Origin of the sequence: Streptomyces herbicida, assembly GCF_032656585.1 — a bacterium.
Taxonomy (GTDB): Bacteria; Actinomycetota; Actinomycetes; order Streptomycetales; family Streptomycetaceae; genus Streptomyces; species Streptomyces herbicida.
The window spans coordinates 41,812-60,829 of sequence record NZ_JAUYWJ010000031.1; the positions used below are offsets into that span (position 1 = coordinate 41,812).

At 67.1% G+C, this 19,018-nt stretch carries 18 protein-coding genes and 3 pseudogenes; 10 read left to right on the forward strand and 11 right to left on the reverse strand.

Features of this window, described 5'->3' with window-relative positions; translation table 11 throughout:
* Positions 1–6 precede the first annotated feature (6 nt).
* The 3 genes from Q8A52_RS42605 to Q8A52_RS42615 all read left to right on the forward strand — a co-directional run bounded on the left by Q8A52_RS42605 (position 7) and on the right by Q8A52_RS42615 (position 4,552).
* Entirely contained in the window at positions 7–1,011 is a 1,005-nt protein-coding gene (locus Q8A52_RS42605; RefSeq protein WP_316762475.1) for a sugar ABC transporter substrate-binding protein, read from the forward strand.
* A 124-nt stretch (positions 1,012–1,135) separates the two neighbouring features.
* Complete coding sequence (locus Q8A52_RS42610; protein WP_316762478.1) at positions 1,136–2,731, forward strand: sugar ABC transporter ATP-binding protein; 1,596 nt, start codon at positions 1,136–1,138, stop codon at positions 2,729–2,731.
* 1,005 nt (positions 2,732–3,736) lie between these two features.
* Positions 3,737–4,552, forward strand: coding sequence for a helix-turn-helix domain-containing protein (locus Q8A52_RS42615; RefSeq protein ID WP_316762480.1), 816 nt, complete (start codon positions 3,737–3,739; stop codon positions 4,550–4,552).
* A 77-nt stretch (positions 4,553–4,629) separates the two neighbouring features.
* Here Q8A52_RS42615 and Q8A52_RS42620 read toward each other — a convergent pair whose 3' ends face one another.
* The 3 genes and pseudogenes from Q8A52_RS42620 to Q8A52_RS42630 form a co-directional block, all read right to left on the reverse strand.
* Complete coding sequence (locus Q8A52_RS42620) at positions 4,630–4,899, reverse strand: hypothetical protein (RefSeq protein ID WP_316762482.1); 270 nt, start codon at positions 4,897–4,899, stop codon at positions 4,630–4,632.
* 85 nt (positions 4,900–4,984) lie between these two features.
* Entirely contained in the window at positions 4,985–5,443 is a 459-nt protein-coding gene (locus Q8A52_RS42625; protein WP_316762486.1) for an NUDIX hydrolase, read from the reverse strand.
* Between the two features lie 604 nt (positions 5,444–6,047).
* A pseudogene (locus Q8A52_RS42630) lies at positions 6,048–6,284 on the reverse strand (ABC transporter); the annotation flags it as partial.
* A gap of 203 nt (positions 6,285–6,487) precedes the next feature.
* On the opposite strand from Q8A52_RS42630, the pseudogene Q8A52_RS42635 reads away from it, so the two are divergent.
* Positions 6,488–6,637, forward strand: a pseudogene (locus Q8A52_RS42635) (recombinase family protein); the annotation flags it as partial.
* Positions 6,638–6,717: 80 nt separating this feature from the next.
* Entirely contained in the window at positions 6,718–6,972 is a 255-nt protein-coding gene (locus Q8A52_RS42640) for a hypothetical protein (protein WP_316762589.1), read from the forward strand.
* A 208-nt stretch (positions 6,973–7,180) separates the two neighbouring features.
* Here Q8A52_RS42640 and Q8A52_RS42645 read toward each other — a convergent pair whose 3' ends face one another.
* The 3 genes from Q8A52_RS42645 to Q8A52_RS42655 form a co-directional block, all read right to left on the reverse strand.
* Positions 7,181–8,278 carry a HEAT repeat domain-containing protein gene (locus tag Q8A52_RS42645; RefSeq protein WP_316762488.1) on the reverse strand — a complete coding sequence of 366 codons (1,098 nt, stop codon included), beginning with the start codon at positions 8,276–8,278 and terminating at the stop codon, positions 7,181–7,183.
* 383 nt (positions 8,279–8,661) lie between these two features.
* On the reverse strand, positions 8,662–11,328 hold the full coding sequence (locus Q8A52_RS42650) for a tetratricopeptide repeat protein (protein WP_316762490.1): 2,667 nt from the start codon (positions 11,326–11,328) through the stop codon (positions 8,662–8,664).
* 5 nt (positions 11,329–11,333) lie between these two features.
* A complete protein-coding gene (locus Q8A52_RS42655; protein WP_316762492.1) occupies positions 11,334–11,789 on the reverse strand; it encodes a hypothetical protein in 456 nt (151 codons plus the stop codon).
* Positions 11,790–12,224: 435 nt separating this feature from the next.
* Here Q8A52_RS42655 and Q8A52_RS42660 point away from each other — a divergent pair, with 435 nt between their 5' ends.
* Both Q8A52_RS42660 and Q8A52_RS42665 read left to right on the forward strand, forming a co-directional pair.
* The gene (locus Q8A52_RS42660) at positions 12,225–12,377 is read left to right on the forward strand and encodes a helix-turn-helix domain-containing protein (protein ID WP_316762582.1); all 153 of its coding nucleotides are present in this window, start codon (positions 12,225–12,227) and stop codon (positions 12,375–12,377) included.
* A gap of 432 nt (positions 12,378–12,809) precedes the next feature.
* Positions 12,810–13,274 (forward strand): hypothetical protein, encoded by a 465-nt coding sequence (locus Q8A52_RS42665; RefSeq protein WP_316762494.1) that lies wholly within the window; start codon positions 12,810–12,812, stop codon positions 13,272–13,274.
* A gap of 138 nt (positions 13,275–13,412) precedes the next feature.
* Here the strand turns inward: Q8A52_RS42665 and Q8A52_RS42670 are convergent, their stop codons facing one another.
* Positions 13,413–13,646 carry a hypothetical protein gene (locus Q8A52_RS42670; RefSeq protein WP_316762495.1) on the reverse strand — a complete coding sequence of 78 codons (234 nt, stop codon included), beginning with the start codon at positions 13,644–13,646 and terminating at the stop codon, positions 13,413–13,415.
* A 383-nt stretch (positions 13,647–14,029) separates the two neighbouring features.
* Here Q8A52_RS42670 and Q8A52_RS42675 point away from each other — a divergent pair, with 383 nt between their 5' ends.
* Entirely contained in the window at positions 14,030–14,293 is a 264-nt protein-coding gene (locus Q8A52_RS42675) for a hypothetical protein (RefSeq protein ID WP_316762496.1), read from the forward strand.
* A gap of 62 nt (positions 14,294–14,355) precedes the next feature.
* Here the strand turns inward: Q8A52_RS42675 and Q8A52_RS42680 are convergent, their stop codons facing one another.
* The 3 genes from Q8A52_RS42680 to Q8A52_RS42690 all read right to left on the reverse strand — a co-directional run bounded on the left by Q8A52_RS42680 (position 14,356) and on the right by Q8A52_RS42690 (position 15,814).
* Positions 14,356–14,547 (reverse strand): hypothetical protein, encoded by a 192-nt coding sequence (locus tag Q8A52_RS42680; protein WP_316762498.1) that lies wholly within the window; start codon positions 14,545–14,547, stop codon positions 14,356–14,358.
* 6 nt (positions 14,548–14,553) lie between these two features.
* Positions 14,554–14,706: a hypothetical protein gene (locus Q8A52_RS42685; RefSeq protein ID WP_316762500.1), complete on the reverse strand. Its 153-nt coding sequence runs from the start codon at positions 14,704–14,706 to the stop codon at positions 14,554–14,556.
* Between the two features lie 205 nt (positions 14,707–14,911).
* Entirely contained in the window at positions 14,912–15,814 is a 903-nt protein-coding gene (locus Q8A52_RS42690) for a LysR family transcriptional regulator (protein WP_316762501.1), read from the reverse strand.
* A gap of 188 nt (positions 15,815–16,002) precedes the next feature.
* Here Q8A52_RS42690 and Q8A52_RS42695 point away from each other — a divergent pair, with 188 nt between their 5' ends.
* Positions 16,003–16,296, forward strand: coding sequence for a DUF1330 domain-containing protein (locus Q8A52_RS42695; protein ID WP_316762503.1), 294 nt, complete (start codon positions 16,003–16,005; stop codon positions 16,294–16,296).
* A gap of 542 nt (positions 16,297–16,838) precedes the next feature.
* A pseudogene (locus tag Q8A52_RS42700) lies at positions 16,839–17,937 on the forward strand (helix-turn-helix domain-containing protein).
* Positions 17,938–18,150: 213 nt separating this feature from the next.
* Here the strand turns inward: Q8A52_RS42700 and Q8A52_RS42705 are convergent.
* Positions 18,151–18,999 carry a hypothetical protein gene (locus Q8A52_RS42705; RefSeq protein ID WP_316762506.1) on the reverse strand — a complete coding sequence of 283 codons (849 nt, stop codon included), beginning with the start codon at positions 18,997–18,999 and terminating at the stop codon, positions 18,151–18,153.
* Positions 19,000–19,018 lie beyond the last annotated feature (19 nt).

Here is a 19,018-nt window from a genome sequence, read left to right on the forward strand (position 1 = left end):
AGAACCATGTCCGCATCCACCCGCACCTTCCGCACTTTCAGACGCGGTCTGGCAGCTGTGACCGCCGCCGTCTTCCTCGCCGGACTCACCGTCGGCTGCGGCGGAAAGGACAACAGCGGCTCTGCCGCCGCAGGCAAGGACAAGACCTTCACCATCGGTCTCGCCAACGCCGACAGCGAGATCCCCTTCCTCGCCTCGATGCAGTCCGCCTTCGAAGCAGAGGCGAAGCGGCACGGCATGAAGACCGTCGTCCTCAACGGCAGCCTCGACAACGCCAAGCAGGCCGCCAACGTCCAGAGCCTGGTGGCACGCGGCGTGGACCTGATCCTGGTGTGCTCCTCCAGCCCCACCGCGGTCATCCCCGCCATCAAGCAGGCCAACCGCGCCGGCATCCCCGTGATGGCACTCAACGCCCAACTGCACTCCGGCGCAGACCTCGTGACCTACATCGGCGCCTCGGACCGCCAGTACGGCCAGGGCGAGGGCAAGCTCATCGTGAAGACCCTCCCGAACGGCGGCAAGATCGCGATCGAACTCGGACCGCTCGGCGACACCCCGCAGGTCGAACGGCTCAAGGGCATCAAGGACGTCCTGAAGAGCCACCCCAACATCAAGATCGTCGCGACCCCCGTCGACAACTTCAAGAACAACGAGAACCTGTCCGTCACCCAGGACCTGCTGTCCAAGTACCCCAAGGGCAAGCTGGACGCCATCGTCGCCGAAGGACCCGAGATGTACGTCGGCGCCCAGTACGCACGCAAGATCGGGCGCAAGGACATCCGCTTCATCGCCGGCGACTACTCCAAGCAGGTCGAGGCGGCCATCAAGTCCGGCGCCCTGTACGGCACCGTCAACCAGAGCCCCATCCTGGAGGGGAAGCTCGGCGCCCAGTATGCGCACTACTGGCTGTCCGGCCAGAAGGACAAGGTCAAGCGGCCCATTTACTACATCCCGCTGCCCCTGATCACCAACGACAACGTCGACGCTAACCCCGCCGAGTGGAGCGGCTGACCTGACAGCCCTGCGCGCCTGCCCCCACACCGCAGGCGCGCAGGGCCGACCCGGTGCCGCTTCGTTCACACGATCTGCGCCCCCCACGAACACGCCACCCCGCACACAGAGGAATTGAGTGTCCATGCCCAGCGACGTCAGGCTTCAGCTTTCGGGCGTAACCAAGCAGTTCGGACCGGCCGTTGTCCTTGACCACGTAGATCTCCAGGTTCGGGCCGGCCAGGTTCACGGGCTCATCGGCCAGAACGGCGCAGGGAAGTCGACCTTGGTGAAGACGCTGGCCGGCCTGTACCCCGACTACAGTGGCCTGGTCACCCTGGATGGAAGGCGCGCGGCGCTGGGCAGCCCCCGGCAGTCCAGGGCCGAGGGCATCGCCGTCATCCACCAGGAATTCAGCCTCGTGTCCGAAATGACGGTCGCCGAGAACCTCCTGCTCGGACAGGAACCCGGACGGTGGCGCTACAGTACTCGCGCCGTCCGCAGCCGCGCCGAGGCCCTGGTTGAACAGGTCGGCATCGAGATCGGCGAAGGCGTCGACGCCACCGTCGGCACACTCAGCCCTGCGATCCGGCAGCGCATCGAGATCGTCAAGGCCCTGGCCGACGACGTGAAGGTACTCATCTTGGACGAGCCCACCGCCCGCCTGTCCGAGGCCGAACGCCAGTCCCTGTTCCGGGTCGTGCGGGAACTGGCCGACCGCGGGGTGGGGCTCCTGTTCATCTCTCACTTCCTCGAGGAGGTGAGGGAGGTGACCGACTGGCTGACCGTGATGCGCAACGGCAGAGCCATCACCTCCGAGCCCACGAAAACGCTATCGGTAAGCCAGATGGGCGCACTGATGCTGGGGGAGAAGTTCAAGCAGACCCTGGATCAGGAGGTCGCTGCTCACCGCGCTGACGATGAGCAGCCTGTGGTGCTGGAAGCGGACGGGGTGAGCGCTGGACCTCGTCTCAACCAGGTCAGCATCAGTCTGCGCGTGGGCGAGATCATGGGAGTGGCTGGCCTCGTCGGATCCGGCCGGACCAGGCTCTGCAGGGTCCTCTCTGGTGCTGAAAGGCCCACAGACGGACACCTTCGGCTGCACGGACAGAAGGTGGCCTTTGCGAACCCGCGCATGGCCATCGCCCGCGGGGTGGCGCTCATCCCCGAGGACCGCAAGCACCAGGGACTGAGTCTGTCCGCCCCGCTGACGCGGAACCTCAGTCTCATGGCCATGCACGAGCGACTCGGCCGCTGGGGCGTCGTGCCACAGCGTGCGGTCCGACGCCTGGGCAAGCGGCTCGTCGAAGACCTGGAGATCCACCCCGGCGACATCGACGCCCACGCCGCGACGCTCAGCGGCGGCAACCAGCAGAAAGTCGTACTCGGCAAGACGTTCGCCGCCGAACCCGACGTGCTCATCATCGATCAGCCCACGGCCGGCGTCGACATCGGGACCAAAGCCCAGATCCACCGCCTGCTGCGTGAGCGTGCTGCGGCCGGCGCCGCCATCCTCGTCGTCTCGGACGACCTGGAGGAGCTGTACGCCCTCGGCGACCGCTTCCACGTCCTGCGGCAAGGGCGAACCATCTGGCAGGGCACCTCGGCCGACGTCACACACGAGCAGCTGGTGCACCTCGTCGCCGCAGGAAGCCCGCAGCCGCCCCGCCCGACGGCTACCGAGGACACCACTGAGCCGGAGGATCCTGCCCCTGACCCCGGTTCCTCAAAGAGCAGGTAGCGGACACCCGGACAATCTTCGCGACAAGAACGAACGTTCTGCATCGTCTATCGAGAACCCCCGCCTTACGAGAGGACCTTCATGCCCGTGCCCGAAATCGGAGCTCCTGCACCCGACTTCACTCTCTCCGGGGTACTGCAGCCAAGGTCAGCATCAGGCCTGCGGCGGAGGGCATCCGGAACTCACAGGGCCCCGGGCCCGGCTCCCCGAAGGCCAGCCGCAGGGCCGCCACGGTGACCGGGAAGCCGACTGGTCGCCATTTCTTTCATCAAGGCGTCCGGAAGTGTCCGACGAGCGACGCTGAAAAATCAGGGCGATCCCTCTGGCGGGCAACGGTCTTCCATGGCCTCGCGCAATCATTGAACTGCAGATATAATGGACCTGGGTCTGTAGGAGTTCGATCGAAGTGTGTCCGAACTGACTCCGGAACGGCGGCACTTGCTGCCGGACACCGCGAGAAAACCCAACATCGGTTACGAGCTGACAAGCAGGCCCTGGGGCCTGCTTGCTGATCCTTGGCTAGGACAGGCTCATAACAGCGCGGGCACTGTTGCAGCGGTGACTCGGCGCTTCCGGCGAAACCCCCCTGTGGTTCACCCAGGGGGGTGAAGTCCGTATCTCTCGGCTTTCTTCAGGGAACTTGTGGCGCGCTCTGCCCGTAGTACACGATGCTCGGAGATGCCTCGCGATGCTGCTGCAACAACATTGCGGACAAAGGCGCCTGACGTTCCATCACCTAGCCAAAGGATCTTTCCATGGACAACACCGGATCCTGTCCAGGGCGTCGCAGGTGGCGACGCTGGTGGCCATCGACGACCGTCATCGTCATCGTTCTTGTCTCTGTAGGCGCCGGCCTGCTCACCTTTGGTGGCGTGCCTGCAGAGGTGAGCGTTCAGGTGGCTGCGGCCGTTCTCGGAGCCACCGAGGCGGCCCGCCGGTTGAACGCCGCACCGGCCATGGTGCGACGGGCCTGGCGGCCTGGCCCCGGCCGGTAACTCCACATACATGAGGGAGGAAGGACCCGCGGCGGTGCGGCTGGCTTCTGAGCTGCGCCGCCTTCGGGCCGAAGCCGGTGACCCCACGCTGAAGCGTATTCGAAATCGCACAGGCGCATCCGAGGCCACACTGTCCCGGATCTTTTCCGGCCAGCTCATCCCCAGCGAAGATATCTTGATCACGCTGGTTGATGTGCTGAGACGACTGGCGTCGGGGCAAAACGTGACCAGCGATTTCGACGAGTGGGTGACCCTCCGGATGGCCGCCCGCAGGGAACGCGAGACAAAATTCACCCTCGCTCAGCACCAGGCGCGGCCAGAACAGCCCTTCACAACTCCGGATCAAATAACGTCACTGCCCGAGGCGCAGCAGGCGATGCGCAGCCTGCTGACCATGCGCGGTTTGACCATCAGAGCGGCGGCCAAGCAGGCTGGCCTGGCCCGAAGCACACTCTTCGACGCATTGACCCGCGACCGGCTCCCCTCACCCTCCACGGTGACAGCGCTCCTCCTGGCCTGCTCCGTAAAGGACACCGGACCATGGCTGAGGGCAATTCAGCGGATACAATCCGATCAAGCCAAGGAAATCACAGATCAGCCCAACGATCGGACATCCACCGGCAGGCACTCCGCAGTGAAGCGCTCGCCAACAGAAACTGCCGTTCTGGCAGTTCACTTCCAACGGGAGGGAGACTTCCAACGTGCCCGGCATATCCTCCGCGAAGCGGCCCATTTGCTGCCGCCGGAGGCAATGGCCGAAGTCGCCTACTCCCTACTCGAGTTGACCGCGCTGCGCCCCTTGCCAGACGTACCAGGACCCGTGTGATGTTGTGATCAGCCCGGAGGCTGGCGACCTAGCTTTCGGGACCTCATGTCGCATCGAGCCGCGATGCCCCGCCAGGCCTACACCTTGATGACCAGCTGCTCGACAGTGTTCCGCTCCACGCAGAGCCCAGCCGTGGCTGACGGATCAGCCGCCCCGCCTGCCTTTTTCTTCCGGTTGGCGGGCTTGGTGACGACGATCCGGATCGAGAGCGTGCCGTCCTGGCCGATCCGGTCGATTCCGGTGTAGGGGCGGCCGTGACGGATGCCGTCGATTGCCGCCCGCGTGTAGACGACGGTCGGCTCCGGAGCGCGTCGGCCGGCCACCGGGCTCTCTGGGGCTGTTCGCATTGTTCGCTTGCTACTCAGCCGGATCTTCCCTGTTCAGGCCGTTTGGCACAGTACTTGTGTTCTGCAAAAGGTGTGGTGGACGTGGTCATGCCCGGTCCGGAGGGCTGGTCCATCCGTCGAGGGAGAACGGACGGCCGTTGACGATCTGTGCGAGGGCGGCGGTGTAGGGCACTGTGTTGCTCGGCGGATCGGCCGGATCTGCCCACTGAAGTCGTGCGCACTTGTGAGGCTCCCGGTTGCTTGGCGTGCCGTCCCAGTTCTCTGCCAGGAAGAAGAAGCCGATGCGCCCGTGTCTTTCGGGACTGCGGTGGTGGACCACGTGGACGAATTCGAGGTCGTGCCCGTTGAGGTTCACGCCGACCTCCTCGCGGGCTTCCCGGATCGCGCCGTCGATCACGGATTCGCCGTCTTCGAGGTGCCCGCTGGGCGGGCAGAGCTGTCCGTCGGCGTAGCCGGTGTTGGCGCGTTCCATGAGCAGGATGCGCCCGTCGGGCTGGCGTAGGAGTACGTAGACGTCGACGACGCGCTGGTAGCGGTTCTTCATATTCCCCTACTCTGATCGTGGTTGAGGTTTTTGGTCAGTTCTCGATGGACAGCGAGGGCAGCGCTCAACTCCTCTTCTTACTCTTCGAGTTGTAGGCGCAGGTCGAGGTTTTGCTGTTGGCGTTCCGTGATCTGGGCCTGGAGCTTGTCGATGCGGTGGGAGGGCCGACGTCGCTGCTGCGCCTGTCCTGCTCGCCGAGGTCTTGGAGAGACGTTGTTCGAGCTGCCGGGATTGCGCCGTGAAGCGGGCCATCTCGGGTTAACGGCGAGCACGTCGGCCTGGAGCGGCGCCCGGCTGATCGCCGTGGGTTTGCCTCCATCTGGTGGGGCCGGGTGTCACCACTGCGCGGACGTGAGCGAGCAGATCTGGGTGCCGGTGAACGAACGCCCGGTGCACGCCGGCCCTTCGTGCGACTGCGGAGATGACACTGCCGTTGTTGGCCAGCTTGTCGATGACATTGAGGACGCGCTGCTCTCGGCGGGCACAGTCGTCACGCCGCCCTTGAATCGAGCGTTGACCCGCACTGCGCTTGTCGGCGGCGGAGGTGGTCTCGGGCCGCGGCGACTGGTGCCGTGGCGCACGGGTGTTCGGTCGGCATTGACGGTCACGCGCAGCTGCTCGCCTCGCCGCCGGTGCGCCGCTGTAGTTCCCACACGGACCGGAACAGCCCTGGTTCGCGAGTGAGTTGTGCGTACGTCCCTTCTTGCATGATCTGTCCTTGGTCGAGGACGATGATCCTCTCCGCCACGGCGACATTAGCAAGTCGGTGTGTGATCAGCAGGACCGATCGGTCCTTGGCCAGTTCGCGCAGTCCGGTGAAGATGCGGTGCTCTGCGCGCGCGTAAGACCGCGCCGCCTCCGGCCGCCAGATCCACGCGGCCAGAGGCCAAGAGCCACAGCAGCGCGGCCCACACCGCGGCCGACGCCGCACCGCCGGCGGCCGCACCGGCCAGCCCCATCCACGCACCAGCGTCTGCGGCTTTGCGCTCCGCAGCATTGACGGACGCGGAGGCGCACGCCCCGCACTGCCGGGTCATCTTCACCGTGTACGAGATAAAGCGGCTCGGCCGCGATGCCGCCGAACTGACCGCGCTCGCCGACCACCTCACCGCCCACGGCCTGGTCCTGGAGATGCTCGCCGGGCCCCTGCCCGGCATCTACGACCCCACCGGCCCCGGCAAGCTGCTGTTCGCGTTCTTCGCGGCGATGGCGGGCTGGACACCGCGGCCCGCAAGGGCAAGCACAGAGGCCGGCCCCCGGTCATCACCGACGACATGCTCCACACCGTGCTCCGGCGCCGCGCGGGCGGCGAGTCCGTCGAGCAGATCCAGCCCGACCTCATCATCCCCACCGGCAAGCGCAAGGGCCAGAACCCATCCGTCGCGAGCATCTACCGGGCGCTCGCCGAGCATGCCAAGCGCGAGGCATACCCCGAAGCCGTCGAACAGGCCCACGCCGACTTCGCCGCCCTCCAGGTCGGCGAAGTCCCCGGACCCCGCCCGGCTATTCATGACCGAACGTCACTCTGATTACAGAGGGCTACTCGTCACTTCGCCGTAGCTTCGGGAGAACAGGGCCTTGTACCGGGTGTCCTGTCGCACTGAGACTGTCGGATTCTCAGCGCTTCTCGTTCGCGCTGTCGGATTCTCACTGCGCCGCGCGGTGAGCGACGACGTTCGCCCCGTACGTGGGATTTGACCTCATTTTCTCAGGTCCGGTTCTCGCTGTGCCTGTCACTCAGAGCAGGGCTCGGATGGCGTCGCGCTGCTCCGGCAGGCCGGCTTCCCTGAGCCAGCGGATTTTGTTGCCAATGTTGCCCCAGCATTTGTCATTGGCGGTGACGGCTTGCAGAAGCTCCCGTTGCGCGGCCGACAGTGGCAGGCCGGGGCTGTAGCCGGTGGGGAAGGCTTTGACGAGCAGCGGACCCCAGTCGCTGTCGACGGTGTAGTCGCTGGCGAGCGGTATCAGGGCCATGGCCGCCGGGGCTAGGTCCTCAAAGGCGTCGACGCGGTCAAGGATGGCCTTCAGGAGGGTAAAGCGGAGCCAGCCGTCGAACTGAGGCAGGGGGTCGGGGAACCAGTGGTCTGCCTCGACCGGGTTCTGCAGGGCTTCGAGCAGGACGGCGGTGGCGCGGGGCATGTGCGCGCATCCGATGGCCAGAGCGGCGCAGGTTCGCACGGCTGGATCAGGATCGTTGAGGAGACCGGTGGTGTCCTGGCCCCAGGCGCCCATTGCCAGAGCGGCGGAGGAGCGTTCTCGGCGGCTGCCGTCTGCTGCAAGAACGCTACGCAGGCGGTGGGCGGCGCGGGGAACGAGTTCGGCGAGGTCGGGTGCTTTCAGGAGTACGGTGACCGTTCCGAGGGCTGCCTCTCGGGTGTCCGGATGCGGATCGTCGAGGAACGGTTCGACCGCGTCGTAGAGCTCGGGTCGGATACTCCGGCATGCGCGGATCGCTTCGAGCTCGTCTTTGTCCTCGCCGTCGTACTCATCCCCGTACACGCCCTCGCTGCCAGGGTCCTCGCCGTAGGAGGCCGAGTCGGCGATCTGGCCGAGCCAGTCGAGTAGTGCGGCCCGCAGGGGCCTGGTCCGGTCGTCCCAGGGGAAGAAGCTCTCGTGCTCGGCCAAAGTCTGAGGGTGGGCCAGGATCGCTGCAACAAACAGTGCGGCCGGCGGGGTGGAGCTGTACAGGGATCCTTGGTGCAGCACGGACATTTCGAGCATTCCTAGTGCCTCGGCCTGCACCTCGGGATCCTCGTTCAGAAGTTGGCACAGGTACGGCGGGGTGTCCTCTGCACTTCCATATGCATGCTGCAGGGCGTCCCATTCGGTTGCCATGAGCAGCTCTCTGGCCGTCGGAGGCAGTCCAGACCAGATGGCGGCGCCACGTTCCTCGTCTCGATTCGTCACATGCACACCCTGCCGAACAGCACTGACAACCGGTTGCGCCGGGGTGCCGGGGGATTCCGCTCGTACGCCTCACCTGCTGCCGCCTTGAGTGGTTCTGTGAACCACTCCTCCGTGAAAGCCAGGTCGTTTGAGAAACCTGAGCCTCCGTCTCCTCAATCGGCCTGGCATCCCAGCAGGTCAACAGCTCGCTATCTGACAGATGCACTTCGACAGGACAGGAGGGTCTGGACGGTGACGAACGCGACCCCGTTCCGGTGGACTTCCTGCCGGTGATCCGCCGGACCCTGACCTCAAGCTGACACAGGGAGGCCTCATTCGTCGACCTCGCGGAGGTCGGCAGCGCGGGTCTGGGCGTCGATGGCCTCCTCAAACCGTCCTACCTCATGCAAGGCGTTGCCGAGATTGTTTAGCGCGACCGCCTGCCCATGCCGGTCGCAGAGCTCGCGGAGGAGGTCGACAGCGCCGGTAAGGGCATCGATGGCCTCCTCAAACCGTCCCATCTCCCCCAGGGCGTTGCCGAGATTGTTCAGCGCGACCGCCTGCCCATGCCAGTCGCAGAGCTCGCGGTAGGTCGCGGTGGCCCAGGTGTGAGCGTCGATTGCCTCCTCAAACCGTCCCACCTCATGCAAGGCATTGCCGAGACTGTCCAGAGCCTTCGCCTCGCGGTGACGGTCGCGGAACTCACGGTAGGTCGCGGCGGCCCAGGCGTGAGCGTCGATGGCCTTCTCAAACCGTCCCATCTCGCGCAGGGCGTTGCCGAGATTGTTCCGCGCGGTCGCCTCGCGGTGACGGTCGCCCAGCCTGCGGAAGAGGTCGGCTGCGCGGGTCTGGGCGTCGATTGCCTCCTCAATCCGCCGCACCTGCAGTAGGGCGGCGCCGAGATTGGTCAGCGCCTGAGCCTCGCCGTGCTGGTCGCGGAGTTCACGGTAGGTGGCGGCGGCGCGGGTGAGGGCGTCGATTGCCTCCTCAATCCGCCGCACCTGCAGTAGGGCGGCGCCGAGATTGTTCAGCGCGACCGCTTCGCTGTGTCGGTCGCCCAGCCTGCGGAAGAGGTCGGCTGCGCGGGTCTGGGCGTCGATGGCCTTCTCAAACCGCCGCACCTCCCGCAAGGCGATGCCGAGATTGTTCAGCGCCTGACCTTCGCCGTGCGGGTTGCGGAGTTCACGGTGGGTGGCGGCGGCGCGGGTGAGGGCGTCGATTGCCTCCTCAAACCGCCGCACCTCCAGCAGGGCAGTGCCGCAATTGGTCAGCGCGACCGCTTCGCGGTGTTGGTCGCCCAGCCTGCGGAAGAGGTCGCCGGCGCCGGTGTGGGCGTCGATGGCCTCCTCAAACCGCCGCACCTCCCGCAAGGCGATGCCGATATTGGTCAGTGCCTCCGCTTCGCCGCGCCGGTCACGGAGCTCGCGGCACAGAGCCAGGGCAGTCGTGTTGAGGGTGATCGCGTCGTCGAACGACCGGCGATAGACGAGGTAGCGAACAAGAGAAAAGGCGAGAGCGATGGCGGTACGGGGGTGGCCGAGGGCCGCAGCGGTCATAACGGTGGCGGTGAGGTTGGCGTGTTCGGCGTCCAGCCATTCCAGGGCGTGGTTGCGGTTGTTGAAGCGGGGGGCGCGGGGGCTGGGCCGGGTGTCGAGGTGGGTGTCGGCGGCGGCGGTGGTGGTGTCCTGGTAGTGGGTGAAGAGGCGGGTGCGGGCCACCTCACGTTGGTCGGGGTTGGAGTGGGTGCGGCCGTGTTCGTCGGCGTAGAGGCGGACCAGGTCGTGCATCCGCCATCGGCCCCAGATCTGCCCTTGTTCGACCAGGTGCGCGTCGGACAGGTGCTGGAGGAGTTTCCTGGTTGCCTTCTCGGTGGTGCCGGCAAGATGTGCGGCGGCCTCGGTCGACACGTCCGGGCCGGGGTTCAGTGGCAACAGTCGGAACAGCCGGGCGTGGTCGTCGTCGAGCAGCTGATAGGACAGGTTGAAGGAGGCGCGTACCGCCCGGTCGGAGGGCTTCCGGCTCGCGCCGTCGATGCGTTGCAGCTCGTCAAGGCGGGTGTGCTCGTCGCGCAGGTCGTCGGCCAGAGAGGCCGCAGGTCTGTGGGGGGCGGCGGCAAGGATCGCGGCGCCGATGCGCAGGGCCAGCGGCAGGCCGTCGCACAGGGCGGCGATGGTCTCGGCCGCTTGGGGGTCGTCGGTGATGCGGGTATCCGCGTCGCCTCGGGCGGCGCGCAGTGCAGCGTCCAACAAGCCGCGTGAGGCGGGCCACTGGCAAGAGGGGTCGGAGCCGCCCGCAGGGCGGGCATGCTCGTCCTTGTCCCGGGAGTCGAGCTTGACGAGGTCGTGCAGGCGCGCGTTCAGGCCGTCGAGGGTGTGGCGGGAGGTGACCAGCGCGGCGGTGGCGCCGTCGGTGGGCAGCAGCGGGCGGGCGTGGGCGGCGCTGGAGACGTTGTCGACGACGACCAGGATCCGCCGCTGCTCCTTCGCGTAGGTGGCGAGGACGCTGCGGTACAGCCGCTGCCGGTCCTCCAGACCGTTGGGGATGTGCTCGCCGGGGATGCTCAGGGCGCGCAGCAGGCCCTCCAGAGCCCGCTCGGGCGTCACGCGGCGGTGGGGGTCTTCGTGGTAACCGGCCATCTCCACGAACAGCACTCCACCGGGGAACCAGCCCGGCTCGGCCAAGGCGCGGGCGGCGGCCTGCACGGCCAGTTCGGTCTTGCCGATCCCGGCCAGCCCCGCCACGGCGCTGACCAGCACCGTCGGACACCCGCCCGAGCCAGGGGCGAGGTCGGCCAGCAACTGCTTGAGGTCCTTGTCGCGGCCGGTGAAACCGACTGTGGGGGTGGGCAATCCGGACAGCGCCGGGGTGATCTTCGGGGGCAGTTGGAGGGTGACGTCCCGGGCCTGGAACACGACACCGGAGATGTTGCCGCCGGAGATCGTGTTGTTGACCTGGTCGCCCCCGCCGTCCTCGCCGGGCGGCGGGTCCGCGTACCCCATGCCGGTCAGCCCCGCGCGGGTGGCAGGCCCGTCGCGCCGTCACCGTCCCCAGGCTGTGTTGCCGCCGGGGGCGTCGTGAAGGACAAGCCCGAGTAATCGCGGCCCATGAAGTGGAGCCCGTTGAACGTGCCGCCACTGATCGTGTTGGTCACTGTGCCGTCGCCGGTACGCACCAGCCGCGCCTGCGCGTGCCAGCCCTCAAGGGTGCTGTGGAAGTCCGCGTCCAGAGCAGCCCGCACCGCCAACGCGGTACTGAGAGCCTGCGCCCGCGCCTGGTCGGCCGGGGCCTCCTCCAGCCGCGCCAGCTCCGCCTCCCCAGAACTCACCACAGGGGCGTCCGCGTCGCCGCGTTGGAACGGGCGCCGCACCAGGGCCGCCAGCCCCACCCACGCCTGTCGCCCGGCCTCCCCGCCTGCGCCGCCAGCCAACGCCGCCAGCAACGCCACCGACACCGGGTCCACCCGCGCCACCCCCAAGCCACAACGATCTGGACATCCGGACGCTACCCGCCGCGCTGCCGTGCGAACCGCGGATCGACCATCACGCCCGCCTCAAACAGGAGTGCGTCAGGCACACTCACCACCCCCCCCGTGCACCCTGGAGTTCGGCGCCCCGAGGTACGCGATCACCGTCTCATTTGGGGTGTCCGGTGATCTGTACGGTCAGGGCGGCCTCCGTACATTCCTGGTGGGGACTCCTCACCGAATGCGCTCGCTGCTCCACCGATGCTCACCTGACCGCCCAGCGGGAGATTCTGCTGGCTCGGCGTCCCGGAGGAGCGGTCTTCCTTGACCTCGGGCTGACCGGCACCCGCTGCAACCAGCCCGGCCTGGACCAGTCCCTCGCCTACGTCCGCGCCGGCGACACCTCGTGGTGCCCAAGTCCGACCGCCTCGCCTGCTCCGTGCCGACTCCCTCGTCGCGCGTGCCGTAAAGCTCGTCCAGCTCCACCAGGTCGGCGAGCACACCATCGCCGACCTTGCCGAGTTGTTCTCCGTCAGCTGCGCAACCGTCTACCGAGTCCTCGAACGAGCTCGCGACACCGCATAAGCCCATCACGCAGAGCTACTTGTCGGGCGACGGCAGTTATACGAGAACAGGGCCATCTACTGGAACCTGAAGGATCTCCCCACTCCGACCCTCGACGGAGCAGGGTCTGAGACTGGTGAGGTCGCATGTTCAAGTGTCGCGTATTCCGCCGACGACTTCCCATCTCCTCGCATTGAGTGGTCGCTCGGCGAAGGACTGAACAGGGCCGGGGGAGGCTGGCGCTATGTCCGGCCCCGGCCTTACCCCCTTGACGCCCTTGCGGAGAAGGTCGCCTGGGCGTTGGGCTGCGAGTACCCGCCCATGGCCACCAAGTAGCGCACTGGTGTGAACCTCTGGACGCTCGCTCCCTCAACGTGCTCTGCTGACCTCCAGGGGTGACCGATGTCGGGTAACACGGCACAAGAGGCGGGGACTTGGTACATCGAGCGAAGGGTGGGTGAGCTCCAACCAGAGCCCATCCTCGTTCCGGGGCCCATCAGGGCCCGCAACTTCGCACGGCGGTGGCTTTTGCAACTGGGTTGCAAGGTCATCGATATCGTCATTCCGGGGAACTTCCGGCCGGACCATTGGGTTGTTGTGATCACTGCCACATGGGTAGCCGCCCCATTCGTGCAGAACATCGCGTCCCAGGCGGCAACTTCGACTTACCGAGCCTTCTCCAGAGTCATTGAGTCCATCTCCTCAGGCCGCCACGACATCGAGGGAAAGTGGGATGTCCTGATCTTGCGTACCGAGGACGGCCAACTGAGTGTTGAGATTCCTGGAAATCTCCCGGAAGGCGCCCACAGCGCCCTGGTTCGTGACTTCGATAATCTCGTTGCCGGTGGCCGTGATGGGAAAGTCATCCGCATCTGGTGGGACGAGGAGAGCGAAAAGTGGGTGACTGCCTGTAGGTGACGCGATCAGCCCGCCCACCTGGGCGACAGCGCTGGGCTCGCATGTCGAGGTGTCGCCGCGTTCCTCGGTGAGACCGGTGGCCGCATCACCGAGAGTGGTTGCCGGTGGCGTATCGCGTCTACTGGTGGGCTCTCGTATTCAACTGTCGCGGGTTCCCTTGGGAGCCCAGCCTGCTGGTGAACGGCTGTGATCGCCAGCGGCGTATCGGCTCCAGGTCCCACCGCTTTCTCTGAGGAGGCGGCTGGTGGCCTTGTCGTGGTAGCCGAGGGCGTCCGCGACGACGGGGGCGGGCAGTTCGAGGAGTTGTTGTCGGATGGCGGCGCCGCGGGCGGCTGCGACCGGGATGCCGATCTCGCGCAGTCGTGAGGACATGTGGTCGGGCCGGGTCGGCCGTCCGGCCCGGAAGCCAGGGAAGAGCCAGCGGGTCTTCTCGGCAGTGAAGACGGCCCGTCAGGCCGGTGCGAGCTGGCACGAGATCGGCACCGCGGCCCAGGTCACCAGGCAGACGGCCCACAGGCGGTACGCCGCCCTGATCCCGGGCGACGGCCGGGGCTGACTCCGCCTGCGGCTGCCCCACCCGACATCACTGCCGGGCCGAAGTGCGTGGGCGAGCGTGTCCGGCCGGAGAGCGATGGTGAACGTGCTCCCCAGTCCTCCAGGTGCGTTCCAACGCCCCGTTCCACCTCCGATCCTGGGGTGCGGCCCGGGGATACCATCACCACCGATCAAGGTGTTGTGAAAAGGGTGCTCGCCACGTGGACGTCCCGTCGATCGACTGGAGAGCAGTACTGACCAAGCAGGGTGTGAAGATCCCGCAGACCCTGGACATCGACAACCTCATGCAGGTGCGGATCCTCGCTGAGGAGGAACTCCCAGAACTTCATTCCCGGTTCAGTTATAGCCGCGTCGCAGTCCCGACGAGGGGTCTTGAACTGCCGCCGCCGGACGACATGTGGGCGTGGGCCCGGGGAAGGGTTGGCAAGAACCCCGCACCCTCCAGAAACCGCACCGTCGGTTGAGTCCGAGGTGGAACGCCTGAACCCCCGGCGGGTGCCGGGGGTCGACTGTTACAGGGGGTGGGTCACCACAGGCCGTCCTGCCACGCCCCGCCGGGCTGGCCCGCGATGATGGCCCGCTCGATCGCGGCCTCGACGTCTTCGTCGGCGGCGAGGGTGGCCTTGATGGCGTCCCGGATCGCAACGGCCCGGCCGGCGGCGCCGCGGGTGTCGGCGAGCGCGTGCCCGGCGAACGGCCGTTTTGGCCGCCGCCCCACACGCGGTCAGGCCAGATGGACCAGGTGCAGCAGGGCGCGGGCCAGACCCGCGACCAACGTGGTGGTACCCGTGTAGATCACTGCCTGGCCGAGGCGCTGGAGGAATCGACGGCGGGCGCGCTGGCGCCTCGGAACGGGGAGGTGCGTACGGTGGGTCATGACGGTCTCCAATCCGGGGACGAGGTCCGCCGCCCCCGCACCGCTTGTTCCTGGCCGGGATACGGTGCGGGGCACGGCTGTTGATGGCCACCACACTCCCGGCTGAGAGCCGTCGAACGCAGATCGTCATCACCGCGAAGTCCGCCGGGCGCAAGGTCTTCGGCCTTGCCACCGCAGGCGTTCGTCTCGCTTGACCTCTTGCGCGTCAGTCCGGCAGCCAGTGCAGCTCGTGCGCCAGGGTTTTGGCGACGGCACGGATGCGGCGGTGTAGTGGCGACTGCTCGCGTGGGAGGACCAGGTGGATCGTCAGGCTGGGCGCGCCCCGCAGCGGTCGCCAGGTGAGACCGGCCGGTTGTGCCGTGGCCGCGGCTTCTCCGGCCGGGGCGAGGGTGACCCCGTCGCGCAGGTCGCGCTGAGACATGTCGAAAGAGACTGCGGGCGTGTGGAATCGGGGGTGTGGTCGGGTGTCTCGGAACAGTGCGGACAGCTGATCGTGGATCACGGGGTTGGCCGCACGGTCCGGGAGTCGCAGCGGATACGCGGCCGCGTCGGCGATCTCGATCTCCGGGTGTTCGGCCAGCGGATGGTGCTGCGCCAGCTGGACCCCGATGCGCGCACGCCGCAGCAGGAACCGGCGCACGCCACGGCCCGGTTGTTCACCGCGGGTGATCCCGGCATCGATGCGGCCGTCGGCGACCGCGGGGGAGATCTCCGGTGTCGCCATCGGGACCGCGCCGACCTCGAGTCCGCTGTTGCCGCGAATCAGCCTGTCCACCAGGGCCGGTGCCGTCTCGGCCCCGGCGCTGAGGCTGTATCCGATGCGCAGCGTGCCCAGTTCACCGGCCGCCGCGCTCCGGGCGGTGTCCCACGCCCGGTCCAGCGCCGCCAGCGCGGGCGGCGCGGACTCCGCCAAAGCCGCACCGGCCGTGGTCAATACGACCCTACGCGTGTTGCGGACCAGCAGGGCCGTACCGAGTTCCGCCTCCAATCGGCGCATCCGGGCGCTGAGTGCGGGCTGTGCGATACCGATCCGTGCGGCCGCGCGGGTGAAGTTCAACTCCTGCGCCAGCACCAGGAAGTACCGCAGGCTCACCGTATCCGGCGCCACGTGCCCTCCTTGCCGATTGATAACGAGCCGTTCTGAGTCTATCTCGTACCGGTCTTTCCCTCGGCCGCACATCAAGCCCTAACCTGCACATATGACGATTCCACTGACCGCAGTACCCATCGCCGGGATCGATCGATCTGAGTGTCAATTCGGAGTCGGACCTGTCCGGCCGAACACAGGAGGTTTCCATGGCTAAGGGCTACTGGGTCAGTGTCTACCCCGCCATTTCCCACCCTGAGAGGCTGACTGCCTACGGCAAGCTGGCCCGTCCGGCTGTCCAGGCTGGGGGTGGGCGCACCCTGTCCCGTGGCGGTCGAGTCGTCGCCCACGAGGCCGGAATCACGCAACGCGTCGTTCTGATCGAGTTCGACAGCTTTGAACAGGCCGTCGCGGCATACGAGAGCGAGGCGTACCAGAAGGCGCTGGTGGCCCTCCCCGACGGCGTCGAGCGCGACTTCCGCATCATCGAAGGCATCGACTGACCGGCGGGCCCAGCCATCGCTGAGCATCCGTCACCTGAAACGCGCACGGTGCTGAACGACGGCTCACGAGACGAGTTCGAAGCGATGCCCCGCGTCCCAGTTCGTCGTCGACGTCCTCGACGGCCTGATCCCTGTCGGCGGCTCGCCGCGCTACCCAACGTCGAGCAACTTGCCTGACTTGCCTGATACGGCGATCAAGCTCTGACCTACCACAACGGCGATTCACCCTAGATAACGGTCGCGGCCTGGTCGCACACCGGAAGCTGCTGGAGCTGGCCACCGCGCCGACCGAGCGTGCGGGCGTTTGGGGGCATCCAGATTCCGGCAGCCTGGGCGGGATCACTCCTCGCTGTCGTCGTCCTCGGCCTCGGCAGGGTCGCGCAGGGGCCGCAGGCCGCCGCCGGCCGGGACGGAGAGACGGAGGGTTGCCCTAGCCGAAAACTCATCCGTCCTGGTGGTAGCCGGTGTGTGGGATGTCGACCGCGGTTGCTCGCGTCGGCATCCTCACGTGGCTGTCGATCACCGCGGCATGATGATCGACCGTGCTGCTACGACTTGCCTACCTGAGCGTGACGAACGGATTCGGCCTGCTGCGCCTGCTGTCGATGAGCGCCCGTGACAAGGACGCGGAGATCCTCGCCCTGCGTCATCAGATCACGGTGCTGGAACGCCGACTCGGCAAGCAGAGGGTGCGATTCACCCCGACCGGCCGGGCGTTCCTGGCGGCGCTGCTGCACCGGCTGCCACGGCATGTGCTGCGCAGGACGCGGCTGCTCGTGCGCCCGGACACGGTGCTGCGATGGCACCGCGACGTTCTCGCACGCCGCCACGCGGCCCGTTTGCGACCCAAGCGCCCGGGACGACCGCGCACCGTGCACTCGATCAGAGCCCTGGTGCTGCGCCTGGCACGCGAAAATCCCAGTTGGGGCTACAGGAGTGTGCACGGTGAGTTGCTCGTGCTGGGGGTGAAGGTGGCCGCCTCCACGGTCTGGGAGATCCTGAGGGAGACCGGGATCGACCCGGGCGCCCGAGCGGAGTTCCAGTACCTGGGGCGACTTCCTGCGATCCCAAGCCGATGCCCTGTTGGCCTGTGACTTCTTCGAGACCGTCACCCTGACCGGGGTGCGGCTGTACGTGTTTGCCGCCATCGAGCACGCCAACCGCCGGGTCCGCATCCTGGGCGCCACTGCTCACCCCTCCGCATCCTGGGTGGTCCAGGCCGCGAAGAACCTCGTCATGGACTTGGAGGACGCGGGCTGTCGGGCAAGGTTCATGTTTCGGGACAGGGACGGGAAGTTCCCCGCCTTGTTCGACGCAGTCGTCAAGGACGCGGCCATCGAGGTGGTGCTCAGCGGCGTTCGGATGCCGAAGTTGGACTCCATCATGGAGAGGTGGGTGCAGACCTGTCGACGGGAACTGCTGGACCGCACGCTGATCTGGGACCAGCGCCACCTGCTACACGCCCTCCGCGAGTTCGAGTCCTTCTACAACGAGCACAGGCCGCACCAGGGCATAGCGAACGCCCGCCCCCTCCATCCGCTACCCGCTCCGATCGAGGATCCGGGCACGATCGGGCGCCTTGACATACGCAGACGCACGCGACTCGGCGGTGCCCTCCACGAGTACACCCATGCGGCCTGACCAGCCTGGATGAGGTATTCGGCAAGCGCAATGCTCCAGCCGGTCCTCTCGGTCGGAGTGCGTTGCTAGCTCAGCAGCTCCACGGTCGTCAGGAGGAGTAGTCGAAGCGGCGGCCGCACGTTCAAGTGCCCTGCTGGACGCGCCTTCGTCGGGAGATGTCGCTGTTCAGCGCTGTTCAGATGCTCGCGTCCTGTGAGTAGTAGCGTCTCAAGGTCATTCCTCCTCGAAGACCAGGTCTGGCAACTGCCCGCCCGCGTCAGCCAAGGAGTCCTGGTATGCCGTGTCAATCAGGGCGGAGGGTTCGTCCGGGACGCTGTCCGCGTCCAGAACGGGGTGGGGGAGCCCGACATCGAAGGGCTGGAGCAGGTCCTCGGCGGCGCCGGTGAGGGCTGTGAGGATGGATTGCAGCGCGGCGGACGGAGCATTGGCGGGGTTGTCCGCCGGGTCGCCCCAGTTGTCCAGGAATTGCTGCTTCATGTCGTCGAGCGTCAGCGAGGTGTGGTCCGGAGGGGTGTTTGCTGTGATGGTTGCCCATGAATCGTTGATCTGCGCGGCCAGATCTTGGACGGCCTGCTGCGCAGCGATGACGGCGTCGCCGTTCTGCTGCACGGCGTCGGCTTGTGTGTCGGCGGCGTCGTCCTCTCCCGCTTCCACTGCACCGTCGTAGCGCTCCAACGCGCGCAACAACGCGTAGTAGTTGTCCGTGAGGACTGCTGTCTGGGCGCCGACGCGCACGGCGGTGCGCAGGGGTTCTTCTTCTGGAAGGGCGTCTTCGTCGATGGCCGCCGCGCTGACCCAGACCTCGTCGAAGTCGTCGCGAGGAGGGTCGTTGGCCAGTTTCTGCACGACGGTGGAGAACACTGCCAGGATGCCGGCCACGGCCATTACCGCGCCGGCGACGGCCGAGACCTCGGGTGCTCCCACCTGCGCGGCCGTGGCCGCCGTGGCTGCGGCCGTCGCGGCTACCGCCGCTGACGTGTTTCGGACGTCCTCAGCGGTCTTGGCCACCTTTTGCTTGAGCGTCTGCTTCTTCTGCGGTGAGACCTTCTTCCGTGGAGGCATGGCTACTCCTTCCTGGCGG